This is a genomic window from Aeromonas sp. FDAARGOS 1414 (assembly GCF_019047065.1).
Classification (GTDB): Bacteria; Pseudomonadota; Gammaproteobacteria; order Enterobacterales; family Aeromonadaceae; genus Aeromonas; species Aeromonas veronii_A.
This window is the reverse complement of sequence record NZ_CP077210.1, coordinates 3019284-3042664: the sequence shown is the minus strand read 5'-3', so window position 1 is coordinate 3042664 and position 23381 is coordinate 3019284. Positions and strand designations below refer to the sequence as shown.

At 58.9% G+C, this 23381-nt stretch carries 27 protein-coding genes; 16 read left to right on the top strand and 11 right to left on the bottom strand.

The window, feature by feature from the left end; translation table 11 throughout:
- Window positions 1-181: 181 nt before the first annotated feature.
- The gene (locus I6L44_RS13625) at window positions 182-559 is read right to left on the bottom strand and encodes a hypothetical protein (RefSeq protein ID WP_216952100.1); all 378 of its coding nucleotides are present in this window, start codon (window positions 557-559) and stop codon (window positions 182-184) included.
- A gap of 185 nt (window positions 560-744) precedes the next feature.
- Here I6L44_RS13625 and I6L44_RS13620 point away from each other — a divergent pair, with 185 nt between their 5' ends.
- From I6L44_RS13620 to pspG, 4 genes are all read left to right on the top strand, one after another.
- A complete protein-coding gene (locus I6L44_RS13620; protein ID WP_005343125.1) occupies window positions 745-1473 on the top strand; it encodes a 1-acylglycerol-3-phosphate O-acyltransferase in 729 nt (242 codons plus the stop codon).
- A gap of 211 nt (window positions 1474-1684) precedes the next feature.
- Window positions 1685-2347 (top strand): phage shock protein PspA, encoded by a 663-nt coding sequence (gene pspA, locus I6L44_RS13615; protein ID WP_216952099.1) that lies wholly within the window; start codon window positions 1685-1687, stop codon window positions 2345-2347.
- A gap of 2 nt (window positions 2348-2349) precedes the next feature.
- Complete coding sequence (locus tag I6L44_RS13610) at window positions 2350-2556, top strand: PspC domain-containing protein (protein WP_124241612.1); 207 nt, start codon at window positions 2350-2352, stop codon at window positions 2554-2556.
- A gap of 45 nt (window positions 2557-2601) precedes the next feature.
- A complete protein-coding gene (gene pspG, locus I6L44_RS13605) occupies window positions 2602-2820 on the top strand; it encodes an envelope stress response protein PspG (RefSeq protein ID WP_216952098.1) in 219 nt (72 codons plus the stop codon).
- Between the two features lie 79 nt (window positions 2821-2899).
- Here the strand turns inward: pspG and I6L44_RS13600 are convergent, their stop codons facing one another.
- Window positions 2900-3244: a GIY-YIG nuclease family protein gene (locus I6L44_RS13600; protein ID WP_216952097.1), complete on the bottom strand. Its 345-nt coding sequence runs from the start codon at window positions 3242-3244 to the stop codon at window positions 2900-2902.
- Between the two features lie 45 nt (window positions 3245-3289).
- On the opposite strand from I6L44_RS13600, the gene I6L44_RS13595 reads away from it, so the two are divergent.
- Window positions 3290-4024 (top strand): ABC transporter substrate-binding protein, encoded by a 735-nt coding sequence (locus I6L44_RS13595; RefSeq protein ID WP_216952096.1) that lies wholly within the window; start codon window positions 3290-3292, stop codon window positions 4022-4024.
- Here the strand turns inward: I6L44_RS13595 and rarD are convergent.
- The gene (gene rarD / locus I6L44_RS13590; RefSeq protein WP_216952095.1) at window positions 4006-4896 is read right to left on the bottom strand and encodes an EamA family transporter RarD; all 891 of its coding nucleotides are present in this window, start codon (window positions 4894-4896) and stop codon (window positions 4006-4008) included. The two genes, I6L44_RS13595 and rarD, sit on opposite strands and share 19 nt — an antisense overlap.
- A 99-nt stretch (window positions 4897-4995) precedes the next feature.
- On the opposite strand from rarD, the gene I6L44_RS13585 reads away from it, so the two are divergent.
- Window positions 4996-5583: a uracil-DNA glycosylase family protein gene (locus tag I6L44_RS13585; RefSeq protein ID WP_216952094.1), complete on the top strand. Its 588-nt coding sequence runs from the start codon at window positions 4996-4998 to the stop codon at window positions 5581-5583.
- A gap of 3 nt (window positions 5584-5586) precedes the next feature.
- Here I6L44_RS13585 and I6L44_RS13580 read toward each other — a convergent pair whose 3' ends face one another.
- A complete protein-coding gene (locus I6L44_RS13580; protein WP_005335858.1) occupies window positions 5587-6444 on the bottom strand; it encodes a DMT family transporter in 858 nt (285 codons plus the stop codon).
- 91 nt (window positions 6445-6535) lie between these two features.
- On the opposite strand from I6L44_RS13580, the gene I6L44_RS13575 reads away from it, so the two are divergent.
- Window positions 6536-7426, top strand: coding sequence for a LysR substrate-binding domain-containing protein (locus tag I6L44_RS13575; protein WP_040067029.1), 891 nt, complete (start codon window positions 6536-6538; stop codon window positions 7424-7426).
- A gap of 9 nt (window positions 7427-7435) precedes the next feature.
- Here I6L44_RS13575 and znuB read toward each other — a convergent pair whose 3' ends face one another.
- Window positions 7436-8215, bottom strand: coding sequence for a zinc ABC transporter permease subunit ZnuB (znuB, locus tag I6L44_RS13570; protein ID WP_005354863.1), 780 nt, complete (start codon window positions 8213-8215; stop codon window positions 7436-7438).
- 21 nt (window positions 8216-8236) lie between these two features.
- Window positions 8237-9013, bottom strand: coding sequence for a zinc ABC transporter ATP-binding protein ZnuC (znuC, locus tag I6L44_RS13565; protein ID WP_216952093.1), 777 nt, complete (start codon window positions 9011-9013; stop codon window positions 8237-8239).
- Window positions 9014-9106: 93 nt separating this feature from the next.
- Here znuC and znuA point away from each other — a divergent pair, with 93 nt between their 5' ends.
- A complete protein-coding gene (znuA, locus tag I6L44_RS13560; RefSeq protein ID WP_167557648.1) occupies window positions 9107-10045 on the top strand; it encodes a zinc ABC transporter substrate-binding protein ZnuA in 939 nt (312 codons plus the stop codon).
- A gap of 67 nt (window positions 10046-10112) precedes the next feature.
- Window positions 10113-10787, top strand: coding sequence for a transglutaminase-like cysteine peptidase (locus I6L44_RS13555; protein WP_042052461.1), 675 nt, complete (start codon window positions 10113-10115; stop codon window positions 10785-10787).
- Here I6L44_RS13555 and I6L44_RS13550 read toward each other — a convergent pair.
- Complete coding sequence (locus tag I6L44_RS13550) at window positions 10782-11723, bottom strand: TAXI family TRAP transporter solute-binding subunit (RefSeq protein ID WP_216952092.1); 942 nt, start codon at window positions 11721-11723, stop codon at window positions 10782-10784. The genes I6L44_RS13555 and I6L44_RS13550 overlap by 6 nt on opposite strands.
- Window positions 11720-13018 carry a LapD/MoxY N-terminal periplasmic domain-containing protein gene (locus tag I6L44_RS13545; RefSeq protein ID WP_216952091.1) on the bottom strand — a complete coding sequence of 433 codons (1299 nt, stop codon included), beginning with the start codon at window positions 13016-13018 and terminating at the stop codon, window positions 11720-11722. Before I6L44_RS13545 ends, I6L44_RS13550 begins: the two co-directional genes overlap by 4 nt.
- Before the next feature lie 259 nt (window positions 13019-13277).
- Here I6L44_RS13545 and mepM point away from each other — a divergent pair, with 259 nt between their 5' ends.
- The gene (gene mepM / locus I6L44_RS13540; RefSeq protein ID WP_216952090.1) at window positions 13278-14615 is read left to right on the top strand and encodes a murein DD-endopeptidase MepM; all 1338 of its coding nucleotides are present in this window, start codon (window positions 13278-13280) and stop codon (window positions 14613-14615) included.
- A gap of 72 nt (window positions 14616-14687) precedes the next feature.
- On the opposite strand, the gene I6L44_RS13535 is transcribed toward mepM, so the two are convergent.
- Window positions 14688-15632, bottom strand: a complete 945-nt coding sequence (locus I6L44_RS13535; protein WP_216952089.1) for a D-2-hydroxyacid dehydrogenase — start codon at window positions 15630-15632, stop codon at window positions 14688-14690.
- A 162-nt stretch (window positions 15633-15794) separates the two neighbouring features.
- Here I6L44_RS13535 and I6L44_RS13530 point away from each other — a divergent pair, with 162 nt between their 5' ends.
- Window positions 15795-16376 carry a YjaG family protein gene (locus I6L44_RS13530; protein WP_216952088.1) on the top strand — a complete coding sequence of 194 codons (582 nt, stop codon included), beginning with the start codon at window positions 15795-15797 and terminating at the stop codon, window positions 16374-16376.
- Between the two features lie 71 nt (window positions 16377-16447).
- Here I6L44_RS13530 and I6L44_RS13525 read toward each other — a convergent pair whose 3' ends face one another.
- The gene (locus I6L44_RS13525; protein WP_216952087.1) at window positions 16448-16927 is read right to left on the bottom strand and encodes a MarR family winged helix-turn-helix transcriptional regulator; all 480 of its coding nucleotides are present in this window, start codon (window positions 16925-16927) and stop codon (window positions 16448-16450) included.
- Window positions 16928-17090: 163 nt separating this feature from the next.
- On the opposite strand from I6L44_RS13525, the gene I6L44_RS13520 reads away from it, so the two are divergent.
- Window positions 17091-17618, top strand: a complete 528-nt coding sequence (locus tag I6L44_RS13520; RefSeq protein ID WP_216954452.1) for a hypothetical protein — start codon at window positions 17091-17093, stop codon at window positions 17616-17618.
- 9 nt (window positions 17619-17627) lie between these two features.
- Window positions 17628-19226, top strand: a complete 1599-nt coding sequence (locus I6L44_RS13515) for a BCCT family transporter (RefSeq protein WP_005335834.1) — start codon at window positions 17628-17630, stop codon at window positions 19224-19226.
- A gap of 118 nt (window positions 19227-19344) precedes the next feature.
- On the opposite strand, the gene I6L44_RS13510 is transcribed toward I6L44_RS13515, so the two are convergent.
- Window positions 19345-20583: a multifunctional CCA addition/repair protein gene (locus tag I6L44_RS13510; protein ID WP_216952086.1), complete on the bottom strand. Its 1239-nt coding sequence runs from the start codon at window positions 20581-20583 to the stop codon at window positions 19345-19347.
- A 237-nt stretch (window positions 20584-20820) separates the two neighbouring features.
- Here I6L44_RS13510 and mutY point away from each other — a divergent pair, with 237 nt between their 5' ends.
- The 3 genes from mutY (at window position 20821) to mltC (ending at window position 23375) form a co-directional block, all read left to right on the top strand.
- A complete protein-coding gene (mutY, locus tag I6L44_RS13505; RefSeq protein ID WP_100652745.1) occupies window positions 20821-21873 on the top strand; it encodes an A/G-specific adenine glycosylase in 1053 nt (350 codons plus the stop codon).
- 8 nt (window positions 21874-21881) lie between these two features.
- Window positions 21882-22154, top strand: coding sequence for an oxidative damage protection protein (locus tag I6L44_RS13500; RefSeq protein WP_005335828.1), 273 nt, complete (start codon window positions 21882-21884; stop codon window positions 22152-22154).
- 117 nt (window positions 22155-22271) lie between these two features.
- Window positions 22272-23375, top strand: coding sequence for a membrane-bound lytic murein transglycosylase MltC (mltC, locus tag I6L44_RS13495; protein WP_042052484.1), 1104 nt, complete (start codon window positions 22272-22274; stop codon window positions 23373-23375).
- The last annotated feature ends 6 nt before the right edge of the window (window positions 23376-23381 follow it).

The following is a 23381-nucleotide window of genomic DNA, read 5'->3' as shown; positions in this document are numbered from 1 at the left end:
GGCCAGCCTTGTGCAAGCTAGTCGGCAGTCGTCGTGGTTGCGTCGGGGCAGCAAGGTATTCCCCTGCAACAACGCCATGCCGTAAATCTGTTTTCAGTACGCCGCAGTCGTGCCCCGTTGGTGCAAGAAGGCGGCGATGGTCTCGCAAACATGAGTCATGACCAATGGCAAAGAGCCGGAATCATTCCCGCCAGATGCAGAGGGTGAGGTGCAGACGCCGTTCGGGTGGCGAGATGACTATGGGTGGGGGCAGTGGCGGTGTGTAGCGCCAAAGGGGGGCCAGCAGGGCGATCAGCACCGCCACGGCAAAGAAGAGCTGTTCGATGCAGAGCAGGGGGGCGGCGCTCAGCCACTTGCCGTTGAGCTGGCAACTGCCTAGCTGCGGGCTGGCCGGTTTGGCATCCTCTTGATCCGTTGCCGAGCCTGGAACGGGCAGTGCCTGACAGCTGAGAGCGTGATCGAGCAGGGCAAGCCGGGCCAGCGGCTGGGCCGCACAATTGAGCACCAGCAGGCAGACCAGCAGCAGGAGATGTTTCGCTACCCGTTGTTGCAACATCATGTTCGCCCCGTCCATCAAGATGGGGCCATCCTAACGACCAATGGCGGGTGGGGCAAGTCGGCGGCGTATTGATGAGCAGCACTGTGGGTGGCGTGACGGGGAGGGTGGTCGGTTCTGTTTGGCGAACGCTTGTTCGCTAAAAGGGGGATCAGTATACTGCGCCGAGTTAAAACTCGAGGTGTTCGATGCTCAAAATTGCCCGTGTGCTGCTGCTTGGTCTGCTGCTCATTTTCTGGTTCCTGTTCGGCTTGCTGCTCTGTCTGGTTCGTCCGCGCCACCCCAACAACGTCTATGTCTTTGCCCGTATGTATCACGCGGTCTGCCCGCTGATCGGGTTGCGAGTCAAGGTGACGGTGGCCGACGAGGTGAAATCGGTCGGCCCGGCGGTCTACGTCTGCAACCACCAGAGCAACTTCGACATCTTCACCGTGACCGGTGCGGTGCAGCCCGGTGTGGTGGCGGTGGGCAAGAAGAGCCTGCTGTGGCTCCCCTTCTTCGGCCTTATCTTCTGGCTCTCCGGCAACGTGTTGATCGACCGTTCCAACCGCTCCCGTGCCATCGGCACCATTGGTCAGGTGGTGGATCGCATCAAGAACCGTGGCACCTCCATCTGGATGTTTCCGGAAGGGACCCGCTCCCAGGGGCGTGGCCTGCTGCCGTTCAAGGCGGGCGCTTTCCACACTGCGGTACAGGCTGAAGTGCCGGTAGTGCCCATCGTCTGTTCCAGCTACTTCGGCCAGATCGACCTCAATCGCTGGGACAACGGCGAAGTGCTGGTGGAGGTGATGGCGCCAGTCTGCAGCAAGGAGCACGGTGCCGCCGGCATTCGCGAGCTCTCCGAAGTGTGCCGTGCCCGGATGGAGGCCAAGCTGGCTGAACTGGACAGCAAGCTGGGCCACAGCCACGCAGTCTGACTAGATATCGCAGATGAATCGATAAGGGAGCCTCAGGCTCCCTTTTTTGTTGGTGAAAATCACCACATGGTTGGCTATTTTCACCAACAAACCTTTCTTTAATTTCTTTGTGAAACTCTCATCTATATGTAAAACAACAATAATTTTTCTTGGCACGGCTCTTGTAATGCAATGGGAAGAGATAGCCATCCCATGAACAAGGAGCCAGACCATGAGCGTATTCAGCCGCCTGACCGACGTGATAAATGCCAACCTGCACAGCCTGCTCGACAAGAGTGAAGAGCCGGAGAAGATGCTGCGCCTGATGATCGAAGAGATGGAGCAGGTGCAGGTCGAGATGCGTACCCAGGCCGCCCGCGTGATTGCCGAACAGAAGCAGCTGGAGCGTCATCAGCAAGCGTTGCAGGCGCAGATCCTGGAGTGGTCGGCCAAGGCCGAGCTCGCCATCCAGAAAGGCCGTGAGGATCTGGCCCGTGCCGCCCTCACCGAGAAGCTGGCGGAGGCCAGGAAATGTGAACAGCTGGAACAGGACAAGGCCCGGGTGGCCGAGGTGCTGGCCCAGCTTACCGCCGACAGCGAGCGACTGGCAGCCAAGCTGACCGAGGCGCGGGAGAAGCAGAAACTGCTGACCCTGCGCGAGCAGACGGCCCACAGCCGCATTCGTGCTCGCGCTCAGGTGGACAACCAGCGCATGCATGAGCTGATGGCGCGCTTTGACGGTTTTCAAGGCCGGGTCGATCAGCTGGAAGCCCAGCTGGAGGCGGCCATTTTGGGGCAGAATCCCTCGCTGGAGGCCCAGTTCCGCGAGCTGGAGCTCAATGACGAGATAGAGCGCGAGCTGGCCCGTCTCAAGGGGCAGAAGGTGGAGGTATAACCATGACTCCCTGGCCCAAGGATCTTGTCCATCGCAAGCTGACTGGCGTTTGCGCCGGCATTGCCCAACGGCTGGGGATCTCCAGAGTGACGGTGCGAGTGGTAGCCCTGCTCGCCCTGATCCTGGTGCCACCGCTGGCACTGGCTGCCTATCTGCTGGCGGTGCTGGTGATGCCGCCCCGTTATGAATTGAAACGCTGGCTGGATTGACCGCAAGGCAGCCCGGCGGCACAGAGAGCCCGTAAGGAGCAAGTTATGCTGGAATTTTTCATCTTGCTGGGAGTGTTGCTGGTCATGGCGCTGACCGGCTTTACCCTGGTGGCCATGCTGCTGGTCAGCGGCGTGTTTGTACTACTGGGGCTGCTGAGCGGCATGCTTGCCCTGATCGTCAAGTTGGCCCCCTGGCTGCTGGTCGCGCTGGCAGTCTGTTGGCTCATCAGCCACCGTCGTCAGCGCAACAATACCTATCTGTAGTTGTGCAACAAGTTATGAAATGCTCCCTGATTTCCCCTTTTCGGCCACTCATCGAGTGGCCTTTTTTTAGCTGTAACCCTTAAGGTCGGGTCGTTTCGGGTAACCACTGCGGGCTCCAGCTCTGCCAGAGTGCCGGGCTGTGGATCAGCTGCTCCTTGAAGGATTTTGGCTGCTGCTTGAGGCGATATTCGAGGCGCAGGGCAGCCCCCTTCTCGCCGACCTCCTGCTGCCAAGCCAGCGTCAAGGGGCCCTTGCCGCGCAGGGCGCGAGCCCCCTTGCCGCTCTGGTGCTGACGCAGACGACGTTGAGGATCCGTGCTGACCCCGGTATAGAGCAGGCCGGTGGCGGTGCGCACCATATAGATAAACCAGCGAGAAGAGGGGGGAGAGGCGTGCGGGGATATCCCGTCAGGAGGTTTTATCATTTGTACTTCTCTGTGCCAAACTCAAAAGCAGTGCAAGGAGGTGCGATGAGAGTCTGGTTCTGGTTGTGGTTACTGTTGTCGGTTCCGGCTCTGGGGGAGACGATCCGTCTCTACGATTACCATCAGCATCCGCCCTTCAATACCGGAGTGGATGCCGGACTGAGCCGCGAGCTGGTCAAGTATCTCAATGAAAAGTTGGGGGGGGAACCCAGAATCGAGCTTTGGCTGGTCAATCGCGCCCGGCTGGCGCTGGAGATGGCGGATCCCGACTTTGATGGCCTGGTGGTCTGGGTCAATCCCGCCTGGGTAGGGGATCCCCATCGCGAGCGTTATCTCTGGACCTTTCCGGTGATGCGCGACACCAACGAGCTAATCTCGAACATCGACAAGCCGATCACCTATCGCGGACCCGACTCCCTCAAGGGATTGGTGTTCGGCGGGGTGGAGGGCTACCGCTATCAGGGGATCGACGATGCGGCAGCAAGGGGAGAGCTGGAGCGTCACGATGCCAAGAAGGTGAAGACCAATCTTGAGCTGCTGGTGCGCGGCCGCATCGATGTGACCATGGTGCCTGGCTCCGCGCTGGGCTTTTTCATCGACTCAAACCACTATCAGGGCAAGCTGTTTATCTCGCCATTCCCCCAATCCAGCTATACCCGCCATATCCTGCTGCCCAAATCTCGCCCAGAGCTGCATGCCACCCTCAACGACATCGCCGAGCAGATGGACAAGGATCCCCGCTGGCACAAGGTGCTGGAGTCCTATCGCGGTAAGCCCTGAGGGCGGCGCTTGAGTCGGTGCAGCGGCAACAGGCTCACCAGCAGACCTGCCCAGACAAAGGCGAAACCGACCGCCTTGATGGGGTCCGGCGCCTCACCAAACCAGTAGATGGCGAGCAGGAAGGCGAGGCTGGGCTCGATATATTGCAGCAGCCCCACCGTGCTCATCCGGGTTCTCGCCACCGCATAGCAGAAGAGCCCCACCGGCAGCAGAGTAGCGGGCGCACTGCCCATCAGCAGCAGCTTGTCGGCCAAATCCCCGTTCACGAATGCCCCTTCCCCGTGCCACCCCAGTGTGCCGATGATGATCAGCGCGACGGGCAGTTGCACCATGGCTTCCAGATAGAGGCTGGTGCCGGTGTCGTAGTGGATCTTCTTCTTGATAAGGCCATAGCAGGCGAAGTTGGCCCCCATGATGAGGGAGAACCAGGGGAGTTGGCCGTAGCAGAAGAGCATGTAGGCGAGCCCCGCCAGCGCCAGGGCGACCGCCAGATGCTTTTGCGGGGTGAGTCGCTCTTTGAGGAAGATGACGGCGAATACGATATTGAACAGCGGGGTCATAAAGAAGGCGAGGCTGGTGGTCAGCACTTGCCCGGTAGTGAGGCACCAGGTGAACATGCACCAGCTGATGGACATCACGGGGCCCGCCAGCAGAATGAGGCCGAGCTGGCGCGGCTCGCTGCGCAGTTGTGCCCAGGGCACCTTGTGGCCAAGCAGCAAAAACAGGGCACCCAGCAGCACCACAGACCAGAGCACCCGGTGGGAGATCAGCTCCCACATGTTGACCTCGGGCATGAATTGATAATAGAGCGGCAGCATCCCCCACAGGATGAAGGAGAGGGTCGCGGTGCCGGTACCTAGCCAGTTTTTCATTATTATCCGTTTATTAAATTAAACGATCATGGCGATAGTAGGGGGCGCGCCCTGTTTCCACAAGAGGGAAAACAGGGAAATGCTGGTACTATCAACGTCATGCAGCGAATCGATAAGTTGTTTGAGCAAATCAGGGCCTGCCGTCTGTGCGAGGCTCATCTGCCGCAGGGGCCTCGTCCGGTGATCCGCGGGGCCGAGAGTGCCCGCTTGCTGATCATCGGTCAGGCGCCCGGCACCCGGGTGCATGCCAGCGGTATCCCGTGGGATGACCCTTCCGGTGACAGGCTGCGCCATTGGCTCGGTGTCGATAAGGCCACCTTTTACGACGAATCCCGCATCGCCATCATGCCGATGGGGCTCTGCTATCCCGGCAGGGGAAAATCCGGCGATCTGCCGCCGCGCCCCGAATGTGCACCCACCTGGCACGACAAGGTATTGATGCTGTTGCCCAATATCGAACTGACCCTGCTGATCGGCCAATATTCACAAGCCTACTATCTGCGGGGGGCAGCCAAAGGGTCACTCACCGACACGGTGCGCAGCTGGGCCGACTATGGCCCCGGCTGGCTGCCGTTGCCGCATCCCTCCCCGCGCAATACCCTCTGGCTCAGGAGGAATCCCTGGTTCGAGGAGGAGATCGTCCCCCATCTGCAGCAAAGGGTCGCCCCGCTTCTGGGGAGACCCTGAGTATTAGAGCGCTGGCTCGGCCAGCGGTTTTGGCTTGCTGCGCGCCATGGCGATAAGTGGCAGGACGATGCAGATACAGCCCAGCAGCAGCGGCAGGCCCGGCTGCTCGTCAAACAACCATACCCCGATGGCCACTGCCATCAGCAGACCGGTGTACTCCGCCGAGGCGATCTTGCTAGCCTCCGCCTTGCGATAGGCCACCACGCACAATCCCGCATAGACCATGATCAGCGCCGAGGAGCCGAAAGCGGGCCACCACATCTGCCACTGCCAGTCGCCCCCTTCCCACAGTGCCAGCGCCAGAATGAAGGGCATGCTCAGCACGTTGGTGAAAAACAGGGTCTGGGCGATGGGCTGCTTGAGCGGGATCCGCTTGATCAGCAGGTTGTTGAGCGCCATCGACAGCGCCACCCCAAGCGCCGCCAGAGCGGCCCAGTTCACCTCGGTCGGGCGCAGCACGATCAAAACCCCGATAAATCCGATGACTGCGGTCAGCACCTTCTGGCGCGAGATCGCTTCCCCCGCCATCCACACCGCCAGCGGCACCATCATCAGGGGGGCGGCATAGAAGAGGGCATTGGCGGTAGCGAGCGGCAAGCGGGTGAGGGCCACCACCATCAGGCAGACGCCGACCGCCCAGATATGGGCCCGCAGCAGGTGCCACTTGATGGCCACCGGCGGGTTGCGGCGCCATGACCAGAGCAGCCAGGGCATCAGCAGAATGGCGGCCGAGAGCTGGCGGAAAAAGACAAACTGGAAGATGGGCTGATCCGGCTCCAGCACCTTGACCAGCGCATCGGAAAAAACCGCCACCATATTGCCCAGCACCAGATATAGGATGCCGATCCCTACTGCATTCATACCACCTCCCACTTCAGATGAGGGGAGGGTAGCGTGCCGGTTGATATCCAGTAAAATGATAAAAAATGACCATTCATGAGATATTTAGATAATGAAGCTTCCTCCCCTGCGTGCGGTGCAATATTTCGAGGTGGTGGCCCGGCTGCTCAGCTTCTCCCGCGCCGCTCTGGAACTGAACGTCAGCCAGAGTGCGGTCAGCCACCAGATCCGTCTGCTGGAGGATTTTCTGGGTGAGCGCTTGCTGCTGCGTCAGGGGCGGTTGCTCTCGCTGACAACCCAGGGGGAGAGCTACTTCGAAGGGATTGCTGCCGGGCTTAGCCAGATTGCCCAGAGCAGCGAACAGCTGCGCGGTGGCGGCGAGATGCGGTTGCGCCTCGCGGTCTACAGCTCGTTTGCGGTTAAGTGGCTGATCCCGCGGTTGGCTGGATTGCGCCAGCTCTACCCCGAGCTGGATTTGAGTCTGGAGATGGTGGCGGAAGATCCCGAACTTTCCGATCGGGTGGCGGACTGCTTTATCACAGTCTCACCCCACGGACGGGGCTACTGCCACGATCTTATCTATCAGGAGCGGCTCTTTCCGGTCTGTAGTCGCCGCCTGTTGCAGCAGATCAGCGGGGAGTGGCCTGAGGCCATCTGGCAGTTGCCGCTGCTGTCGGTGCAGTCCATCTACAAGGCGCGGGGGGAAGATTGGCAGCGCTGGGCCAAGGCCGGCGGGCTGGTTATTCCGGACGAGGCACGGATGCACCACTTCAGCCATGTGCTGTTGGCGATGGAGGCGGCGGCCTGGGATCAGGGAGTTGCGTTCGTGAATGATTACATGCTGCGGCCCGATGATCCCCAGCTGGTGGCCTTGCCGGTACACCAGCTGGAGACGGGGGATGCCTTCTACTTTACCTGCAAGCGCTCGCGGGCCCATGAGCCCGCCATCAGCCGATTGCGCCAGTGGCTGATGATGGAGACACGCCAGAGCATGCCGCTCTAGCCTGCACCGTTACGCTCTCTTGAACTGGCTCAGCACAAACAGGCTGGTGGCACAGACGACGACCGAAGGCCCAGCCGGGGTGTCCTGATACCAGGAGAGGGTCAGCCCCCCCAGCACGGCGAGACAGCCAATCAGCGCGGCAAAGCCGGCCATCTGCTCCGGTGTCTGGCTAAAGCGGCGGGCGGTGGCGGCAGGGATGATCAGCAGGGAGGTGATGATCAGCGCCCCGACAAACTTCATCGCCACGGCAATCACCAGCCCGATCAGCAGCATCAATACGCAGCGCAGCACATCGACCCGGATCCCCTCTACCCGTGCCAACTCTTCCGAGATGGTCATGGAGAGCAGGGGATCCCACAGTCGCCACAGGGTGAGCAGCACCAGTGCGCCACCGCCGTAGATCCAGAGCAGGTCCATCGGTTGTACCGAGAGCAGGTCGCCAAACAGGTAGGCCATCAGATCCACCCGCACGTTATCCATAAAACTCAAGGTAACCAGACCGAGCGACAGGGCGCTGTGGGCCAGAATGCCGAGCAGGGTATCGGTCGCCACCTGCTGGTTGCGACTCATGATCACCAGCAGCATCGCCATGGCGAGGCAGCAGACCACCACCGCCAGGGTGAGATCGACCTGCAGCAGGATGCCCAGCGCGATGCCGAACAGACAGGCATGGGAGAGGGTGTCGCCAAAATAGGCCATTTTTCGCCATACCACGAAGCTGCCGAGGGGGCCGGCCAGCAGGGCGATGCCGAGACCGGCCGCGAGGGCGTATAACAGAAAGCTGTCCACTTGAATGTCCTGTTGCTTGCGCTATTTGCTGTGAGCGTTGTTGCGAGAAGGCAGGCGGATGACGGGGGCCTGCGGTTCATGATGATGGTGTTCGCCGTCGCAGTGGTGATGGTGGGTATAGACAGCCAGCACCTCCTGCTCCGGTCGCCCGAACAGACGGGCAAATTCGGGGTGGCGGGCCACGCTTTCCGGCTCGCCATGACAGCAGACGTGGCGATTGAGGCAGATCACCTCGTGGGTGCTGGCCATCACCAGATGCAGGTCGTGGGAGACCATCAGCACGGCGCAATTGAACTCGGCGGCGAGCTGGCCGATGAGGGCGTAGAGCTCTATCTGGCCGGTGATATCGACCCCTTGCACCGGCTCGTCCAGTACCAGCAGCTCGGGCTTGACCAGCAGGGCGCGGGCCAGCAGCACCCGCTGCATCTCACCGCCGGAGAGTTTTTGCATCCGGTTTTCCAGCAATCCCTCTGCGCCCACCCGGGCCAGAGCTTCCTCGATGGAGAGGCGGCTATTTTTGCCCAGTTGCAGGAAGCGACGCACCGTCAGCGGCAAGGTTGGATCCAGATAGAGGCGCTGCGGTACATAGCCGACTCTCAGGTCGCGGCTGCGGGAGATCTTGCCCGAATCCGGGGTGAGCAGGCCCAGCACCAGCTTGCTCAGGGTGCTCTTGCCTGCCCCGTTGGGGCCGACTAGCGTGGTGATTTTGCCTTTATTGAGGGTAAAGGAGACCTTGTCGAGCACAGAGCGTCCATCAAACGAGAGAGAGACCTCTTTCAGCTCTACCAGTTGGCTCATGACAACTCCGGGGTTTACAGCCAGTGAGAGTTATAATATAACAAAAAGCGGCTGTTATATTATCACATACTCACCCCCTGACGAGATTCACCAATGAGAATTATTGCGCTTTTCACTGTCCTGCTGGCGGTGAGTTTGCCTGTTCGTGCCATTGAGGTACTGACCACCATCAAGCCCCTTGGCTTCATCGCTGCGGCGATCACTGACGGCGTGAGTGAGCCCAAGGTATTGTTGCCGACCGGCGCCTCTCCCCACGATTTCTCCCTGCGTCCCTCCGATATTCGCAGCATCAACAGTGCTGGGCTGGTGGTGTGGGTTGGCCCCGAGCTGGAAGGGTTTATGGCCAAGCCGCTGGCCAATCATCCCCATGCTTTGGCCCTGACTCAGGTTGAGGGAATGCCGCTGTTCAACTACGCGACTCAGGATAGTCATGACTCCCATGACCATGATGATCACGATCATGCCGCCCACGAGCACGGTAACCATGATCATGATGAAGGGCATGAGGGACATCATCACGAAGGGGTCGATCCCCATATCTGGCTTGGCCCGACGCAGGCCAAGGTGATTGCCAAGGCGATCGCAAGTGAATTGGGCAAGCTGGATCCGGCCAATCAGGCTCGCTATGACGCCAACCTCGCGGCATTTGATGCCAAGGTGGATGCCAAGGACAAGGTGATTGCCGGCCAGATGAAGGCAGTGAATGAGAAGGGGTACTTTGTCTTCCACGAGGCGTATGGCTACTGGGAGCGCCATTACGGCATGAGTTCAAAAGGTCACTTTACCGTGAGCCCTGAGCGTCGCCCGGGCGCCAAGACCCTGGTGGATATCCGCAAGGCACTGGAAGAGAAGCAGGCGAGCTGCATTTATGCCGAGCCGCAATTTTCACCGGCAGTGATCGAATCGGTGGCTCGCAATACTGGCGCCAAGGTGCTGTTGCTTGATGAGGTGGGTGAACAGGTGCCGCTCGGCCCGGATGGTTATCCCCAATTCATGCAACAACTGGCAGACGCATTTGCCCAATGTCGCTGATTAGCGGCTGAGTCTCTCATCCGGACGGACTATACTGACCTCCAGCATCTGACATGGAGTGTCCGGTATGAAATGGTTGTTGATCCCGGCCTGCACACTGGCGCTATGTTGCGCCAGCGTGCAGGCTTCGCGTCTTTCCGAATATATTGCCAGTCCGGACCTGCGGGCCAAGCTGCAGGAAGTGTATGGTGGCCGGGCCATCCAGCGGGCCGAGGCATTTTCTCGCTTGCTCACCCCCAGAGCGGGTACAACCGACCAGCAGAAGATCGAGCTGGTGAACAACTACTTCAACAATCTCACCTACAGTGAAGACCCCAAGCTGTGGGGAGATGAGGATTACTGGGCCAATCCGCTGGAGTTCATCGGTGCCCGGGGTGGGGATTGCGAGGATTACAGCATCTCCAAGTACTACACCCTGATGGAGCTGGGGGTGGATGAGAAGAAGCTGCGGTTGGCCTACGTCAAGGCGGTGCGTTACAACCAGTTCCACATGGTGACGCTCTACTTCCCGACACCCAAGGCTGATCCACTGGTGCTCGACAACATCAACAGCCGGATCCTGCCGGGTAGCAAGCGTACCGATCTCATTCCCGTTTACAGTTTCGATGCCAAAAGCATCTGGATCATGAAGTCACGGCGGGAAGGGACGCTGGCGGGGAGTGCCGATCGGCTGGCGCAGTGGACATCGATGAAGACCCGTTTCTCCAGCGAGCAACTGCGCTCTCCTCGTCGTCAGCTATAGCTTGCCCGCCGCCTTCAACTCATCGAAATATTTCGCCGCGCCCGGATGCTGTTCAATGCTCAGCACAGGGCCGGTTTTATTGCGTGCCCGGTGAAACATATTGGCGTAGCCATAAGTTTGCTCATTGAATTTGGTTTGCTGGGTCAGCATGGCCTTGGTCAGGCGATAGACAGACTCTTCCGGCATGGTGGCATTGGTAACCAGGGTGGCGGCAATAGCAAAGGTGGGCGTCGCCTTCAGATTGCCGGGGTAGATGCGGGCAGGCACCTGACTGCGTTGGTAATATTTGACACCCTTGAGTAGCTGATCCCGGGTGGCCCCATCGATGGGGAGGAAAGTGACCGCGCAACGTTTGGCGGTGTCGAGCACAATCCGGTTAGGGTGTCCCATCACCAGTGCAAATGCATCGATCTGCTTGCTACAGAGCGCATCCGGCAGGTTGGCCATGCTCTTCAGATCGAGATCCTGTTCTTTCGCTCCCAAGATGTTGAACAGGGCCAGCGCCGTCTGGCGGGTACCCGAGTTCTTCAACCCCATATCGATGGGGGCGAGCTTGAGCTGTTCCAGTGAAGTGATATCGCCATCGGCACGGATCACTATGGTGAAGGGCTCGGCATGGGTGGCAAATAGGGCGCGCAGCTCAGGTTGCGGCTGGGTGGCAAAAGGGCCCAAGCCTTTGCTTGCCTGATACAGCCAGTCTGACTGCACCATGGCGTAGGAGGTCTCGCCACTCTTCAGCCGCTTCAGGTTTTCTATTGAACCCGATGAGCTCTGCAATGTGCACGCAAGTTGCTCATCGACCTCATGGGCCAGACGGCAAAATTCTTTGGTTATCTGGTGATAAATCCCCTGCTCACCCCCGGTGGTGATAGTGACGGTTTCAGCCATCAGGCCGGGTTGCCACAGCAGGGGCAACAGCATGGCGAGCTTTTTCATGATTGCGCCTCCTTGGCATAACCATCGATACCCCAGGTCCGCAGTTTGTCGATGTCGTTACACTCTCCCGATTCTGCCAGCAGGGTATAACCAGCGGCATGCATGGTCTGGGAGAGCAGATTCCAGTAGAGCGGTGCATCGGTCAGCTGGCAGCTGATAAAAATGGGATTGAGCGGGTCAAGTTGATTGAAGGTATCCGCATTGAGGGGAATGGCGCTGAAGGCGAGCTCACACCCCTGTTCCTGCAACGCAGCCAAGGTAGACTGGCCGTGGGCGGGGAATGTGGCTACATCCCAGCGCCAATCCAGTGTTTTTCCTCGCCCCTGGCTTAGCAGAGGGGCGATTTCGGACCATTGCGGGTGATTGAGCAGGGAGAGGGGCAGCAAGATCCCCTCTATATGAGAGTGCTGCCACTGTTGCAGGGCGCTCTGGATGGTCGCGAGATCGCTGTCGGCACCGAGGGGCTGGCTGGGCAAGAAACGCTGATAGAGGGCGATTTCCCCTTGTGTGGAGACAAATTTTTGCAGTTGCCCGCCTTCTGGCAGCGGGCTTAGCCCTTGCAGTGGCTGTGGCATGGTTGGGGCAAGCTGTTTTCCCAGTTGGGTGATCTTGAGCCGTTGTTGCAGCAGATCCCGCTTGCGTTCGGAGACCAGTTGGTTGATGGAAAGTGCCACCTCTTTAAGGTCTTGCAACCAAGGGGTGGGCAGGGTGCTGTTGAACTGGTGTTTGCGCAGCCGGATCAGCTGCACATTGATCTGCTCCAGTGGTTGCAGCAGGCGCTTGCAGACCAGAGAGATGACTAGGGTAAATACGACGAGCCCCGCCAGCAGGGCTATGCCGGTGCGACTGATGGCATTCCACAGATGCTGATAGGCGTAGCCGCTATGTCCCTCAAGGGTCAGAGTGCCCAGCATGCGCCAGCCATCGGTCAACTCTTGCTCAATCTTGACGGGGGGCATGCCGATAACCGAGGGAAGCCAGCCGGGAACATTCTGCTGGGTAGAGTGGAATACCTTCTGAAACAGCACCTGACCATCCGGATCCACCAGCATGACCGAGCTGACGAAACCGCCATCGAACATGGCATTGACGATGGTTTCGGCCAGCACCTGATCATCATTGAGCAGGGTGCCTTGCAGTACCAGTCCAAGGGCTGTGATGGCGGTCTCCAGATTGGCCGACATCTGATCAAGGATTGACTGGCGGACTGTGGAGACTTCAAGAACGAACAACATAACTGCACCAATCAGGAACAGTACAAGGATTATCCAGCGCAACAGTTTTGATAACGTCATATCCACTCCATGGAAAAATTATCGCAACATTTGAATTTTTAATGCCGAATCGAGTCCGACCCGGCTCTTAAAAATAGGAAAAAATAGTTAAAAAAGGCGATCATTTCTGCCCATCAGGGCGTGTTATGCATAAAATGTGAGGTTCATGCAGATTGTGATGAACTATTTGTAATTTGTTTTGTCCAAAAAACAGTTTTATACGGTTTTGTCACAACTGACATCGCAATACTCTCTCTTGGATCTAAATACAGGATAGCGGATGAAACGTCTCCGTCCCTTGGTAGCACAGGCTGCCAATTGGGAACCACCGGTTCCCCGCAAACATTTTTACGCCATGCTGATGCTGACGGCCATGACCTTGTCAGCAGTGGCATTGCTGCCAGCGCCGGGGGATATCCTGGAGCGGCCTCTTCGCCTTGAGTTGCCCATTGATACCGCCGGTACGGCAACCAACGAAAACAACACCGATTTTAACGAAATCCCAGACCACGAACTGGTTGATCAGAGTGCGGCAGAGGACGATATCCCTGTTGATACCGCACCGCAGTGGCAGGATTACCGAGTGCGTAATGGTGAGAACCTGACCGCCATTTTTAACAATCTGGGACTCTCTACCACTACTCTCTACAAGGTACTTGATGCGGACAGCAAGAACTATCTGGCCAGATTGAAACCGGGCCAGACCATAGAGCTGCTGATCGATCAGGACAACATTCTGCAACAACTCAAGATCCGCTTGAACATCAAGCAGACGCTGGTGATGGCGCGCAGTGACGATGCTTATACTGCCTCCATGATCAACGAGAAGGTCGAGTGGCAGCCGCAGCGTTACAGTGGCGTGATCAACGGCAGTTTCTATGTCAGTGCCCGCAATGCTGGCATTCCTGCCAATCATATCCAGAAGATTGCCAACCTGTTCCAGTGGCGGATGAACTTTGCCCAGGATCTGAAAAAGGGCGATAAATTCAAGGTGTTGGTACGCCAGGAGACAGTCGAGGGCAAGAGCACCGGTAACAGCCAGCTGCTGGGTGTGGAAATGATCAGTCAGGGCAAGACGGTGTCGGCCTGGCTCTCCGATGATGGCAACTATTACGATGGTCAGGGCAACAGCCTGGAGCGTGGTTTCCGCCGTTATCCGACCCACAGTCGTTACCGGATCAGCTCAAACTTCAACCCCGCGCGCAAGCATCCTGTGACTGGTGCTATCCGTCCCCACGAGGGGACCGACTTTGCCGTTCCGGTGGGTACCCCGGTACTGGCCACGGGTGACGGTGTGGTCCAAAAGGCGACCAGCCACCCGCTGGCGGGTACCTATATCGTCATCAAGCACGGTCGAACCCTCTCTACCCGTTATCTGCACCTGAGCAAGTTGCTGGTCAAAACCGGTCAGCGGGTGAAGATGGGCGACAAGATCGGCCTCTCCGGCAATACCGGTCGCTCGACTGGTGCTCACTTGCATTACGAGCTGCGGATCAACAACCGTCCGGTTAATGCCATGACCGCCAAGCTGCCGATGGCTGAACCGCTCAGTGGCAAGGAGCGTCGCCAGTTCCTGGCCAAGGTGAAGAGCTACCGCAAGGAGCTGGCCGCCGGTTAATCGCTGTAGCCACTAGCTGAAATGAAAAGGCCCCGCCAGACTGGCGGGGCTTTTTTGCATGAGCAGTGTTGGTCAGTAACCCTTGTCGAAGTCAATCTTGCCATCCAGTGGCTGGCCATCGATAAAGCGAATGTAGTTGCGTACAAATATCTGGGCCACATCCTCTGGAAAGCTGTAGGCGCTGTTGTGGGGGGTGACGATTAGGTTGGGTTGTCCCCACAGTGGACTGTCGGCGGGCAGCGGCTCCTGCTCGAATACATCCAGCACCGCCATTGCCAGCTTGCCGGTACGCAGCGCTGTGAGCAGGTCACCCGAGTGTACAGCGCTGCCACGACCGACGTTGAACAGGATGGCGCCCGGTTTGCAGTGTTCGAAGCGCGCGGCATTGAACAGATGACGGGTATCGCGGGTGGCAGGCAGCACGCTGACGATGACATCGGCCTGCGCCAGCATCTTGTTGAGCGCAGGCAGTTGATAAACCTGGTCAAACCCGGCACGTTCCCGACCACTGCGGCTGATGCCCAGCACCTTCATACAAAAATGTTTGCCGGTGTGGGCGATATGCTGGCCAATGCTGCCGGTACCCAGGATCAGCATGGTTTTCCCTTTGAGCCCCTGATAGGGGTGACTCTGCCAGAGTCGTTGTCTTTGTTGTTCCCGATAGAGAGGAAGTTGGCGTGTCAGACTGAGCAGATGACCAAAGACATACTCGCTCATCAGCGGGCCGAAGATGCCGCGCACGTTGGTGAGCTGATAGTTGCGACGACTGTCCGGATCGAGCAGCACGTCGACCCCGGCATAGGTGGACTGGAACCAGCTCAGCTTGTTGGCTTTGGGCAGCAGTGGCTTGGCGCGGGCTGGCTCTGCCAGCAGAATATGGGCCTCGCCGATAAGTTGTTCGGCATCGCTCGGGTTGTCGGCCCGCAGAATGCGCAGATGAGGGAGGTTGGCCGCCTTGAGCAGACGTTCGTAGTGAGCATTATCCTGGCTGAGCAAAAGAAGGGTACGTTGGCTCATACTCTTGTTCCTTATCAGAATTTGCGGCGCGACAAGATGCCGCTCTCGTCCCATCTTACCCGAGTTGCCAGCGCAACATAGCCGACCAGGGCGCTTTTTCGTTTTCGCCACGCCCCTCGTGGGCTACAATCTGCCCCACATTTTGCAAAGGATCCGACTCCAGTGTTTGGTGACAAGTTTTATAAGCGACTGGCCGAGCTACAGCCTTGGCAACAGACCGTCTACACCCTGGCGCTGGCAGAGCGCATGTACCCCAACTATGCCCTGTTCAGCCAGGCTTCCGGTTTTGGCAATGCAGATGCCTTCCGGCACGCGCTGGATCAGATGTGGAACTATCTGACCGTCAAGGGCTCACGTGTCAATCTGGGAGCCATTCTCGAAGAGTTAGAAGCCCATATCCCGGATCCCCGCAAGTTTGAATCCTACGGCGCCTATCCGGCGCTGGATGCCTGTGTGGCACTGGGCTGCGCCTACAACTCGGTGATCTGCCGGGTTGGCGAAGAGGCCAACGATGCCAGCCATGCCTCCGTTGGCACTGTGGCCGGTTTTATCGAGCTGCTGGAGGAGCGGGATCTGACAGAAGAGGAGCTCTACGAGCACGAGTACATGGAGGCCGAGCTGGAGTTTCAGGTCGAGTTGCTCAAGCGGGTTGCCCATGAGCGCGACAGCGATCGTATCCTGGCTATCAGAGCATTCGCCTCTCAGGATGGCGTCTCCAATATCGGTATCAGCCTGGAAGAGTAATTATCTCCGGTGCCTGATAGACAAAAGCTCCCGGTCGGGAGCTTTTTTTATGTCTGTCATTCTGTGGCTGTTTAAGCTTGCTCTTCGGTCAGGGGTCTGACGCTCAGCACCGGGGCAGCGTCGATTTCGTCTGCATTCATCATGGTGGAGATGCGTTGCAGGGAGGAGAGCAGCAGGGTCTGTTCCCACGCTTCCAGCGCCTGAAAACGCTGGATGAAGCGCTCTTGCAGCGGGGTCGGGGCCTGGGCCAGCAGGGCGCGGCCTGCGTCAGTCAGTGTCGCGTGAACCTTGCGCTTGTCGGTATTGCTGCGAACGCGCTGCACCAGTTGACGGCTCTCCAATCGGTCCATGATGGTAGTGGCGGTGGCCTGGCTCATGTTGGTGTGATCGGCCAGCTGACGCATGGAGATCTGTCCCAGCTCGTCGATCCCTTTTAGCAGCAATAGTTGCGGGGAAGTGAGCCCGGCTTCTTTGATCAAGCGCCTGGAGTGCATGTCGATGGCACGAATAATCTGGCGCAGGGCGACCAGTACTTCATCATGTTTTTCCATGGGGTGTGCGTCATTTAAGGGCTATGGAGAGGCGCAAAATTTTCCGCCTAATTCGTTACAAGGTCAATATTGTTTTTGTTGTAATGGTTTTTGCTCTAATCAATTTTGTGTTAGGTTGTCGGGCATTTCACGGAATTCACCCTGACATTTGAGGAGCGAGATGATGAATGACGAGCTGGATATCAAGTCTCTGGTGGCCGAGTTACGTGTGGTTAGAGTGCGCTATGAACTGCCGGACACCTCGGCTTTTGTGCGTTATCAGCCTGCCTATGATGAAGACCCCAACAACCTCAAGGTACACCACTATGATGGTGAGTTACCCCTCTCTTGCAGTGAGACAGGTACTTTCAACCTAAAGGAGTTGGTGAATGAATTACGCTACGCCTATGTGCTGGTGCACCTCTTTCCTGACGAAAGCGCCATGAACTTCTATCTGACCGGCCTCGATACCGGCCTGGCCCAGCTGGAGTTCATCGGCGGCTCTTACGACTTCAACCGCCTCTGGATCACCAGCGGTGTCTCCAATCAGGGTGTCCCCATGGCCATCTTCCTCGGCAAGCGTCACGCCGTGAACGGCCAGCCCTCGGTTTCGCTGGTGGATCACCGCGAACAGGCAGCCGGCAAACTGGTCTATCGCGCCATCGGCGGGGCCGGTGATCATGTGGGCGAAGACTTTTTCAACAACGACTAAGGAGGCTGGATGCGAGCAAGCAAAGGGCTATTGAAAGGCCTCAACCCCACCATGGCCATGACGGCCCTCACCGTGATCACCCTGTTTTTACTGTTTGGCGTTTTTGTTCCCGATACCGCAGCCGCCTGGTTTGTCGGTGCCAAGGATCAGATTATTGCCGGGTTCAAGTGGTACTACATTCTGGTGGTCGCCCTGTTCCTGTTCTTCGCTGTCTACCTGATGTTCAGCCGTTTTGGCAGCATCCGGCTGGGTGACGACGACCAGGTACCGGAGTTCGGCTACTTCGCTTGGTTCTCCATGCTCTTTAGCGCGGGCATGGGGATCGGTCTGGTGTTCTGGAGCATCGCCGAGCCGATGAACCATCTGCAGGGCAATCCGTTCATTACCGAAGGGATGACCCCGGAAGCGGCCCAGATCGCCATGCGCCTCACCTTTTTCCATTGGGGCCTGCACCCCTGGGCCATCTATGTGATCGTTGGCTTGTCGCTGGCTTTTTTCAGTTATCGCCGCAAGTTGCCGCTGGCTATTCGCTCCGTGCTTTACCCCATTCTCGGTGAGCGCATCTACGGCTTCTGGGGCCATGCGGCCGATGTGCTGGCGGTGTTCGGCACCGTGTTCGGGGTGGCAACCTCCCTCGGTCTGGGGGTCTCCCAGATGAATACCGGCCTCAACCAGATGTTCGGTATGGCAGTGTCGCAGTCCAACCAGCTTTGGCTGATTGGCGGTATCAGCCTGATCGCCACCCTCTCGGCGGTTTCCGGGGTCGGGCGCGGGGTGAAGATCCTCTCCGAGCTCAATATCTGGCTGAGCGTCTTCGTACTCGCACTCTTTCTGGTGCTGGGGCCGACCACCTATATCCTCAACGCCTATGTACAGAACATCGGTGATTACCTGCAGAACATCGTCAAACTGAGCTTCTGGACCAACACCGAGGCCAACGGCACCTCGGCCTGGCAGTCGAGCTGGACGGCGTTTTACTGGGGCTGGTGGATTGCCTGGGCGCCGTTTGTCGGCATGTTTATCGCCCGTATTTCCAAGGGGCGTACTATCCGCGAGTTTGTGCTCGGTGTGTTGCTGGTACCCTCGCTGCTCGGCATGTTCTGGCTCACCGTGTTTGGCGGTACGGCGATGAATCTGGAGCTGTTTGGCGGTGGCGGCGTGGTCGCTGCGGTCAATCAGGATGTGACGCTGGCGCTCTACAAGACGGTCGAACTGCTGCACTGGGATACCTTCGGCTGGATCGCCAAGGCCGTGCTGACCCTGCTCATCTGCACCTACTTCATCACCTCCAGTGACTCGGGCACGCTGGTCATCACCACTCTGCTCTCCATCGGTGATCAGGAGCCGCCGGTACTGCACCGCGCCGTATGGGGTCTGGGGCAGGGGCTGGTTGCTGCTATCCTGCTGGTCTCTGGCGGCCTGGCAGCCTTGCAGGCGGCCAGCATCATAGCGGCGCTGCCCTTCTCGGTGATCATGCTGGCGATGTGCTATTCGCTGATGCTGGGGCTCAAGCAGGAGAGCCAGCGCCAGTTCGAGTATCGCCAGAATCTCAAGCGCCACGATGGCTCATCCCATATGAGCCTGATGGAGCGAATTGGTCCTGCATAACGGCACCAGCAGGGGTTAGCGCCCCCTTACATATAAACTTGGATGCAAAACGGCCGCCCTGGCGATGCTCTCCTTGCGGAGCTCATCATCAGGGCGGCCGTCTGTTATGGGGCCGAGGTTACTCCTCGATAAAGGTCCACTCATCCTTGATGCGGCTAATGGCATCAGTGCGCTTTTTGGCGAGCTGCTCCTTGATCTCTTCTCCCTTGTAACCGGCCGCCACTATCTCTTTCACCGGCACTGCCTGGGCGGCAGCCAGCGCTTCGGCCACATAGTCCGGCTCGGCGTAGACCCGCTCCTCGAAACCGGTGCGGCCGTGGAAGTCGGCGCGGCAGGCATCCAGCAACTGGGCAAAGCGCTCGGGGCGACGCCAGGCATCAGCCTTGTCGAACACTTTGAGCAGGGTGGCGGGCTTGAGCTCAAAGGCAATATGGATGTGGGTGTGCAGATCGCTCACCAGCAGCGCCAGATCCCGGCACTCATTGGGTACCCGGAACCGCTCGCACAGGGCGCGAATAAGCGGCAGCCCTTTCTGGCCGTGACCGTGATGGCTGGGCCAGAACTCCTTGGGGGTCACTCCCTTGCCAAGGTCGTGGCAGAGGGCGGCAAAGCGGACTGTCAGCTCGGGGGAGATCCGGCACGCCTGCTCCAGCACCATCAGGGTGTGGATGCCGGTATCGATCTCCGGATGCCACTTGGCCGGGGCGGGGACGCCGAACAGAGCGTCGATTTCGGGGAAGAGCGCCTTTAGGGCGCCGCACTGGCGCAGCACCTCGATAAAGATCTGCGGGGTTGGCCCCAGCAGCACCTTCTCTAGCTCCTTCCAGACTCGCTCCGGCGTGAGGTGGGTTAGCTCGCCAGCGGCCGTCATCTCGCTCATCAGGGCGAGAGTTTCCGGCGCTATGGTAAAGCCCTGAGCGTGGAAGCGGGCGGCGAAGCGGGCAACCCGCAGGATGCGCAACGGATCTTCGGCAAAGGCGGGGGAGACGTGGCGCAGCAGCCGTTTTTCCAAATCCTCGATGCCACCGTAGGGATCGTGAAGCTGGCCCTGATCATCTTCGGCGATGGCGTTGATGGTGAGATCCCGGCGCAGCAGATCCTGCTCGAGCGTCACATCGGGGGCGGCGTGGCAGACAAAGCCGGTGTAGCCCTGACCCTGTTTGCGCTCGGTACGGGCGAGGGCATATTCCTGCTGGGTTTTGGGGTGAAGAAACACCGGAAAGTCGCGACCGACCTGGGTAAAACCCAGCGCCAGCATCTGCTCCACGGTGGCGCCGACCACCAGATGATCCCTGTCGCCCTGCGGTAATCCCAGCAGGCGATCCCTCACTGCGCCCCCAACCAGATAAGTCTGCAAACCATCTCTCCCGTCATCAATCGTGGGGCCGAGTATATCGTCTTTGTTACCGCTTTGCTGCCTGGCCACCACCTGCCCGCAGCGTCAGTCAGCGCGGCTTTGACTTGGGCGTGACGAGGCCTTACGCTGCCGCACCAGACAGCTGGCGCTGTGCTGCGGGATGACTTTATGCCCGCGCAGGCCAGATGAGCCGAAGGAACCGCAGAGTTCCCCATATATCAACGACATGAGAACAACGTGAATCAATCAACCTTCGCAAGCCGGGTTCTGGAGTGGTACGAGCTTCATGGCCGCAAAACCCTGCCCTGGCAGCAGGAGAAGACCCCTTACCGGGTCTGGGTCTCGGAGATCATGCTGCAGCAGACCCAAGTCGCCACAGTCATCCCCTACTACCAGCGTTTTATGGCGCGCTTCCCCGATGTGGTGGCGCTGGCCGATGCCCCCGTCGACGAGGTGCTGCACCACTGGACCGGGCTGGGCTACTACGCCCGGGCCCGCAACCTGCACAAGGCGGCCCAGCAGATCCGCGATCATCACCATGGTCTCTTTCCCGAGCGCTTTGACGAGGTGATGGCGCTGCCGGGGATTGGCCGTTCTACCGCCGGGGCCGTGCTGTCGCTCTCTCTGGGTCAGCCCCACGCCATCCTTGATGGCAATGTGAAGCGGGTACTTACCCGCTGGCTGGCGCTGCCGGGCTGGCCCGGCCAGAAACAGGTGGAGAACGAACTGTGGGAGATCGCCATCCGGCTCACTCCCAAGCTGGGCGTGGCGCAATACAATCAGGCAATGATGGATATCGGGGCAACTATCTGCACCCGCAGCAAGCCTGCCTGTGATCGCTGTCCGGTGCGGGCCGATTGCCAGGGGCTGTCGCAAGGCAAGCCTACCGCTTATCCCAACAGCAAGCCCAAGAAGAGCATTCCGGCCCGCGATGGCGTCATGTTGTTGATCCGCCATGGTGACGAGTTATTGCTGGAGAAGCGGCCGCCGCAGGGGATCTGGGGCGGGCTCTACTGCTTCCCGCAGGTGGCCTCGCTGGCGGAGGTGGATGGTCTGCTGGCATCCCTCGGCCTGAGCCATCACGGTTATCGTGAACTGGCCGGTTTTCGCCATACCTTCAGCCACTTCCATCTCGATATTCAGCCGCTGCTGATTGACATTGATGAGGCGCAGCCGCTGCGGCTCATGGAAGCAGATAACCGACTCTGGTATAACTTACGCCATCCTGCCGAGGTGGGGCTGGCGGCCGCCACGGCCCGTCTGCTCGCCTATCCAGAGTTACAACCATAGAGGTCAACATGAGCCGTACTGTATTTTGCCAACGCCTGAAAAAAGAGGGCCCGGGTCTGGATTTCCAACTCTATCCCGGTGAGCTCGGCAAGCGGATTTTTGACAACATCAGCAAGGAAGCCTGGGCCGAGTGGCAGAAGAAGCAGGTGATGCTGATCAACGAGAAAAAGCTCAACATGATGAATCTTGAGCATCGCCAACTGCTGGAAAAAGAGATGGTCAGCTACCTGTTTGATGCAGGTGAAGTGCAGATCGAAGGTTACACCCCGCCTGCCCAGTAAGCTCTCCGGCTGTTGTACGTGTGAACAGGTGCGGGAATGGCGCCACACTGGCGTGACCGCTCCTGAAGTCGCAGCAAATGAATGATGGGCAGCTCTGCTGCCCGGTTTGAGGATCCTATGGGCCGAATTTTTTGGCTGCTGTGCACCCTGCTGTTTCTCTCTGCCTGCTCATCCTCCCCCAAGCCCAGCGGGAGTGAGGATGACGATCTGGTCAACGGCAAGGACATCCGCGGTTTTGAACACATGATCAGCGCGCTCTCCCATAACGTGAACGAGATATGGGGGCGGGAGGCGCTGTTTGCGGGCAAGTTTGACTACGTCAAATACACGGATCAGTACAAGAGCCGGGCCCACATCGACTTCTCCAGCGGTCACATCATGGTGGAGACGGTCTCGGGCATCGATCCCCGCGCTCACCTGCGTCGCGCCATCATCGAGACCCTGCTGACGCCGGACGATCCGGCCGAAGTGGATCTTTACTCCGACCGGGAAATTCTGACCGGCGGCGAGCCCTTCCTCTACGGTCAGGTGCTGGACAATCAGCGCCAGCCAATCCGCGCCTCCTGGCGCGCCGAGCGTTATGCCGATTACCTGCTCAACACGGCGATGAAGAAGCGCACTTTGGGGATTCGCACCATCTTCTTCGTCGATATTCCCATGGTGGCCAACCATGAAGACAGGCGGGGCTACAAGTATGCGGGGATCATCCGGGAAGCGTCGCGCAAATACGGCGTGCCGGAGAGCCTGATCTATGCGGTGATCAAGACCGAGAGCAGCTTCAACCCCTATGCGGTGAGCCATGCCAACGCTTATGGCCTGATGCAGGTGATCCCGGCTACCGCCGGTCGTGACGTCTATGTTCGGGTCAAGGGCAAGAACGGCCAGCCGACGCGGGAGGAGCTGTTCAACCCGGCCTACAACATCGATGTTGGTACCGCCTATCTGCACCTGTTGCAGACCGTCTATCTGGCGGATATCGAGGACCCGCGCTCCCGTCGCTATGCGGTGATCTCCGCCTATAACGGTGGCGCTGGCGGGGTGCTCAATACCTTCTCCAGCGATCGCAAGGCGGCGCCGGGCCGGATCAACCGGCTCTCCCCCGAGGCGGTCTATCAGGTGTTGACCGAGCAGCATCCCAAAGAGGAGGCGCGCCGTTACCTCTACAAGGTCAATCAGGCCGAGAAGGGGTTCAAGAGAGCCTTTGCCAGTCGGGCCGGTTAAGCGGTG

What these genes read in the sequence shown, in the direction of transcription:
- I6L44_RS13625 (WP_216952100.1), bottom strand. Translation starts at nt 559, where the DNA reads ATGATGTTGCAACAACGGGTAGCGAAACATCTCCTGCTGCTGGTCTGC.
- I6L44_RS13620 (WP_005343125.1), top strand. Translation starts at nt 745, where the DNA reads ATGCTCAAAATTGCCCGTGTGCTGCTGCTTGGTCTGCTGCTCATTTTC.
- pspA (WP_216952099.1), top strand. Translation starts at nt 1,685, where the DNA reads ATGAGCGTATTCAGCCGCCTGACCGACGTGATAAATGCCAACCTGCAC.
- I6L44_RS13610 (WP_124241612.1), top strand. Translation starts at nt 2,350, where the DNA reads ATGACTCCCTGGCCCAAGGATCTTGTCCATCGCAAGCTGACTGGCGTT.
- pspG (WP_216952098.1), top strand. Translation starts at nt 2,602, where the DNA reads ATGCTGGAATTTTTCATCTTGCTGGGAGTGTTGCTGGTCATGGCGCTG.
- I6L44_RS13600 (WP_216952097.1), bottom strand. Translation starts at nt 3,244, where the DNA reads ATGATAAAACCTCCTGACGGGATATCCCCGCACGCCTCTCCCCCCTCT.
- I6L44_RS13595 (WP_216952096.1), top strand. Translation starts at nt 3,290, where the DNA reads ATGAGAGTCTGGTTCTGGTTGTGGTTACTGTTGTCGGTTCCGGCTCTG.
- rarD (WP_216952095.1), bottom strand. Translation starts at nt 4,896, where the DNA reads ATGAAAAACTGGCTAGGTACCGGCACCGCGACCCTCTCCTTCATCCTG.
- I6L44_RS13585 (WP_216952094.1), top strand. Translation starts at nt 4,996, where the DNA reads ATGCAGCGAATCGATAAGTTGTTTGAGCAAATCAGGGCCTGCCGTCTG.
- I6L44_RS13580 (WP_005335858.1), bottom strand. Translation starts at nt 6,444, where the DNA reads ATGAATGCAGTAGGGATCGGCATCCTATATCTGGTGCTGGGCAATATG.
- I6L44_RS13575 (WP_040067029.1), top strand. Translation starts at nt 6,536, where the DNA reads ATGAAGCTTCCTCCCCTGCGTGCGGTGCAATATTTCGAGGTGGTGGCC.
- znuC (WP_216952093.1), bottom strand. Translation starts at nt 9,013, where the DNA reads ATGAGCCAACTGGTAGAGCTGAAAGAGGTCTCTCTCTCGTTTGATGGA.
- znuA (WP_167557648.1), top strand. Translation starts at nt 9,107, where the DNA reads ATGAGAATTATTGCGCTTTTCACTGTCCTGCTGGCGGTGAGTTTGCCT.
- I6L44_RS13555 (WP_042052461.1), top strand. Translation starts at nt 10,113, where the DNA reads ATGAAATGGTTGTTGATCCCGGCCTGCACACTGGCGCTATGTTGCGCC.
- I6L44_RS13550 (WP_216952092.1), bottom strand. Translation starts at nt 11,723, where the DNA reads ATGAAAAAGCTCGCCATGCTGTTGCCCCTGCTGTGGCAACCCGGCCTG.
- I6L44_RS13545 (WP_216952091.1), bottom strand. Translation starts at nt 13,018, where the DNA reads ATGACGTTATCAAAACTGTTGCGCTGGATAATCCTTGTACTGTTCCTG.
- mepM (WP_216952090.1), top strand. Translation starts at nt 13,278, where the DNA reads ATGAAACGTCTCCGTCCCTTGGTAGCACAGGCTGCCAATTGGGAACCA.
- I6L44_RS13535 (WP_216952089.1), bottom strand. Translation starts at nt 15,632, where the DNA reads ATGAGCCAACGTACCCTTCTTTTGCTCAGCCAGGATAATGCTCACTAC.
- I6L44_RS13525 (WP_216952087.1), bottom strand. Translation starts at nt 16,927, where the DNA reads ATGGAAAAACATGATGAAGTACTGGTCGCCCTGCGCCAGATTATTCGT.
- I6L44_RS13520 (WP_216954452.1), top strand. Translation starts at nt 17,091, where the DNA reads ATGAATGACGAGCTGGATATCAAGTCTCTGGTGGCCGAGTTACGTGTG.
- I6L44_RS13515 (WP_005335834.1), top strand. Translation starts at nt 17,628, where the DNA reads ATGCGAGCAAGCAAAGGGCTATTGAAAGGCCTCAACCCCACCATGGCC.
- I6L44_RS13500 (WP_005335828.1), top strand. Translation starts at nt 21,882, where the DNA reads ATGAGCCGTACTGTATTTTGCCAACGCCTGAAAAAAGAGGGCCCGGGT.
- mltC (WP_042052484.1), top strand. Translation starts at nt 22,272, where the DNA reads ATGGGCCGAATTTTTTGGCTGCTGTGCACCCTGCTGTTTCTCTCTGCC.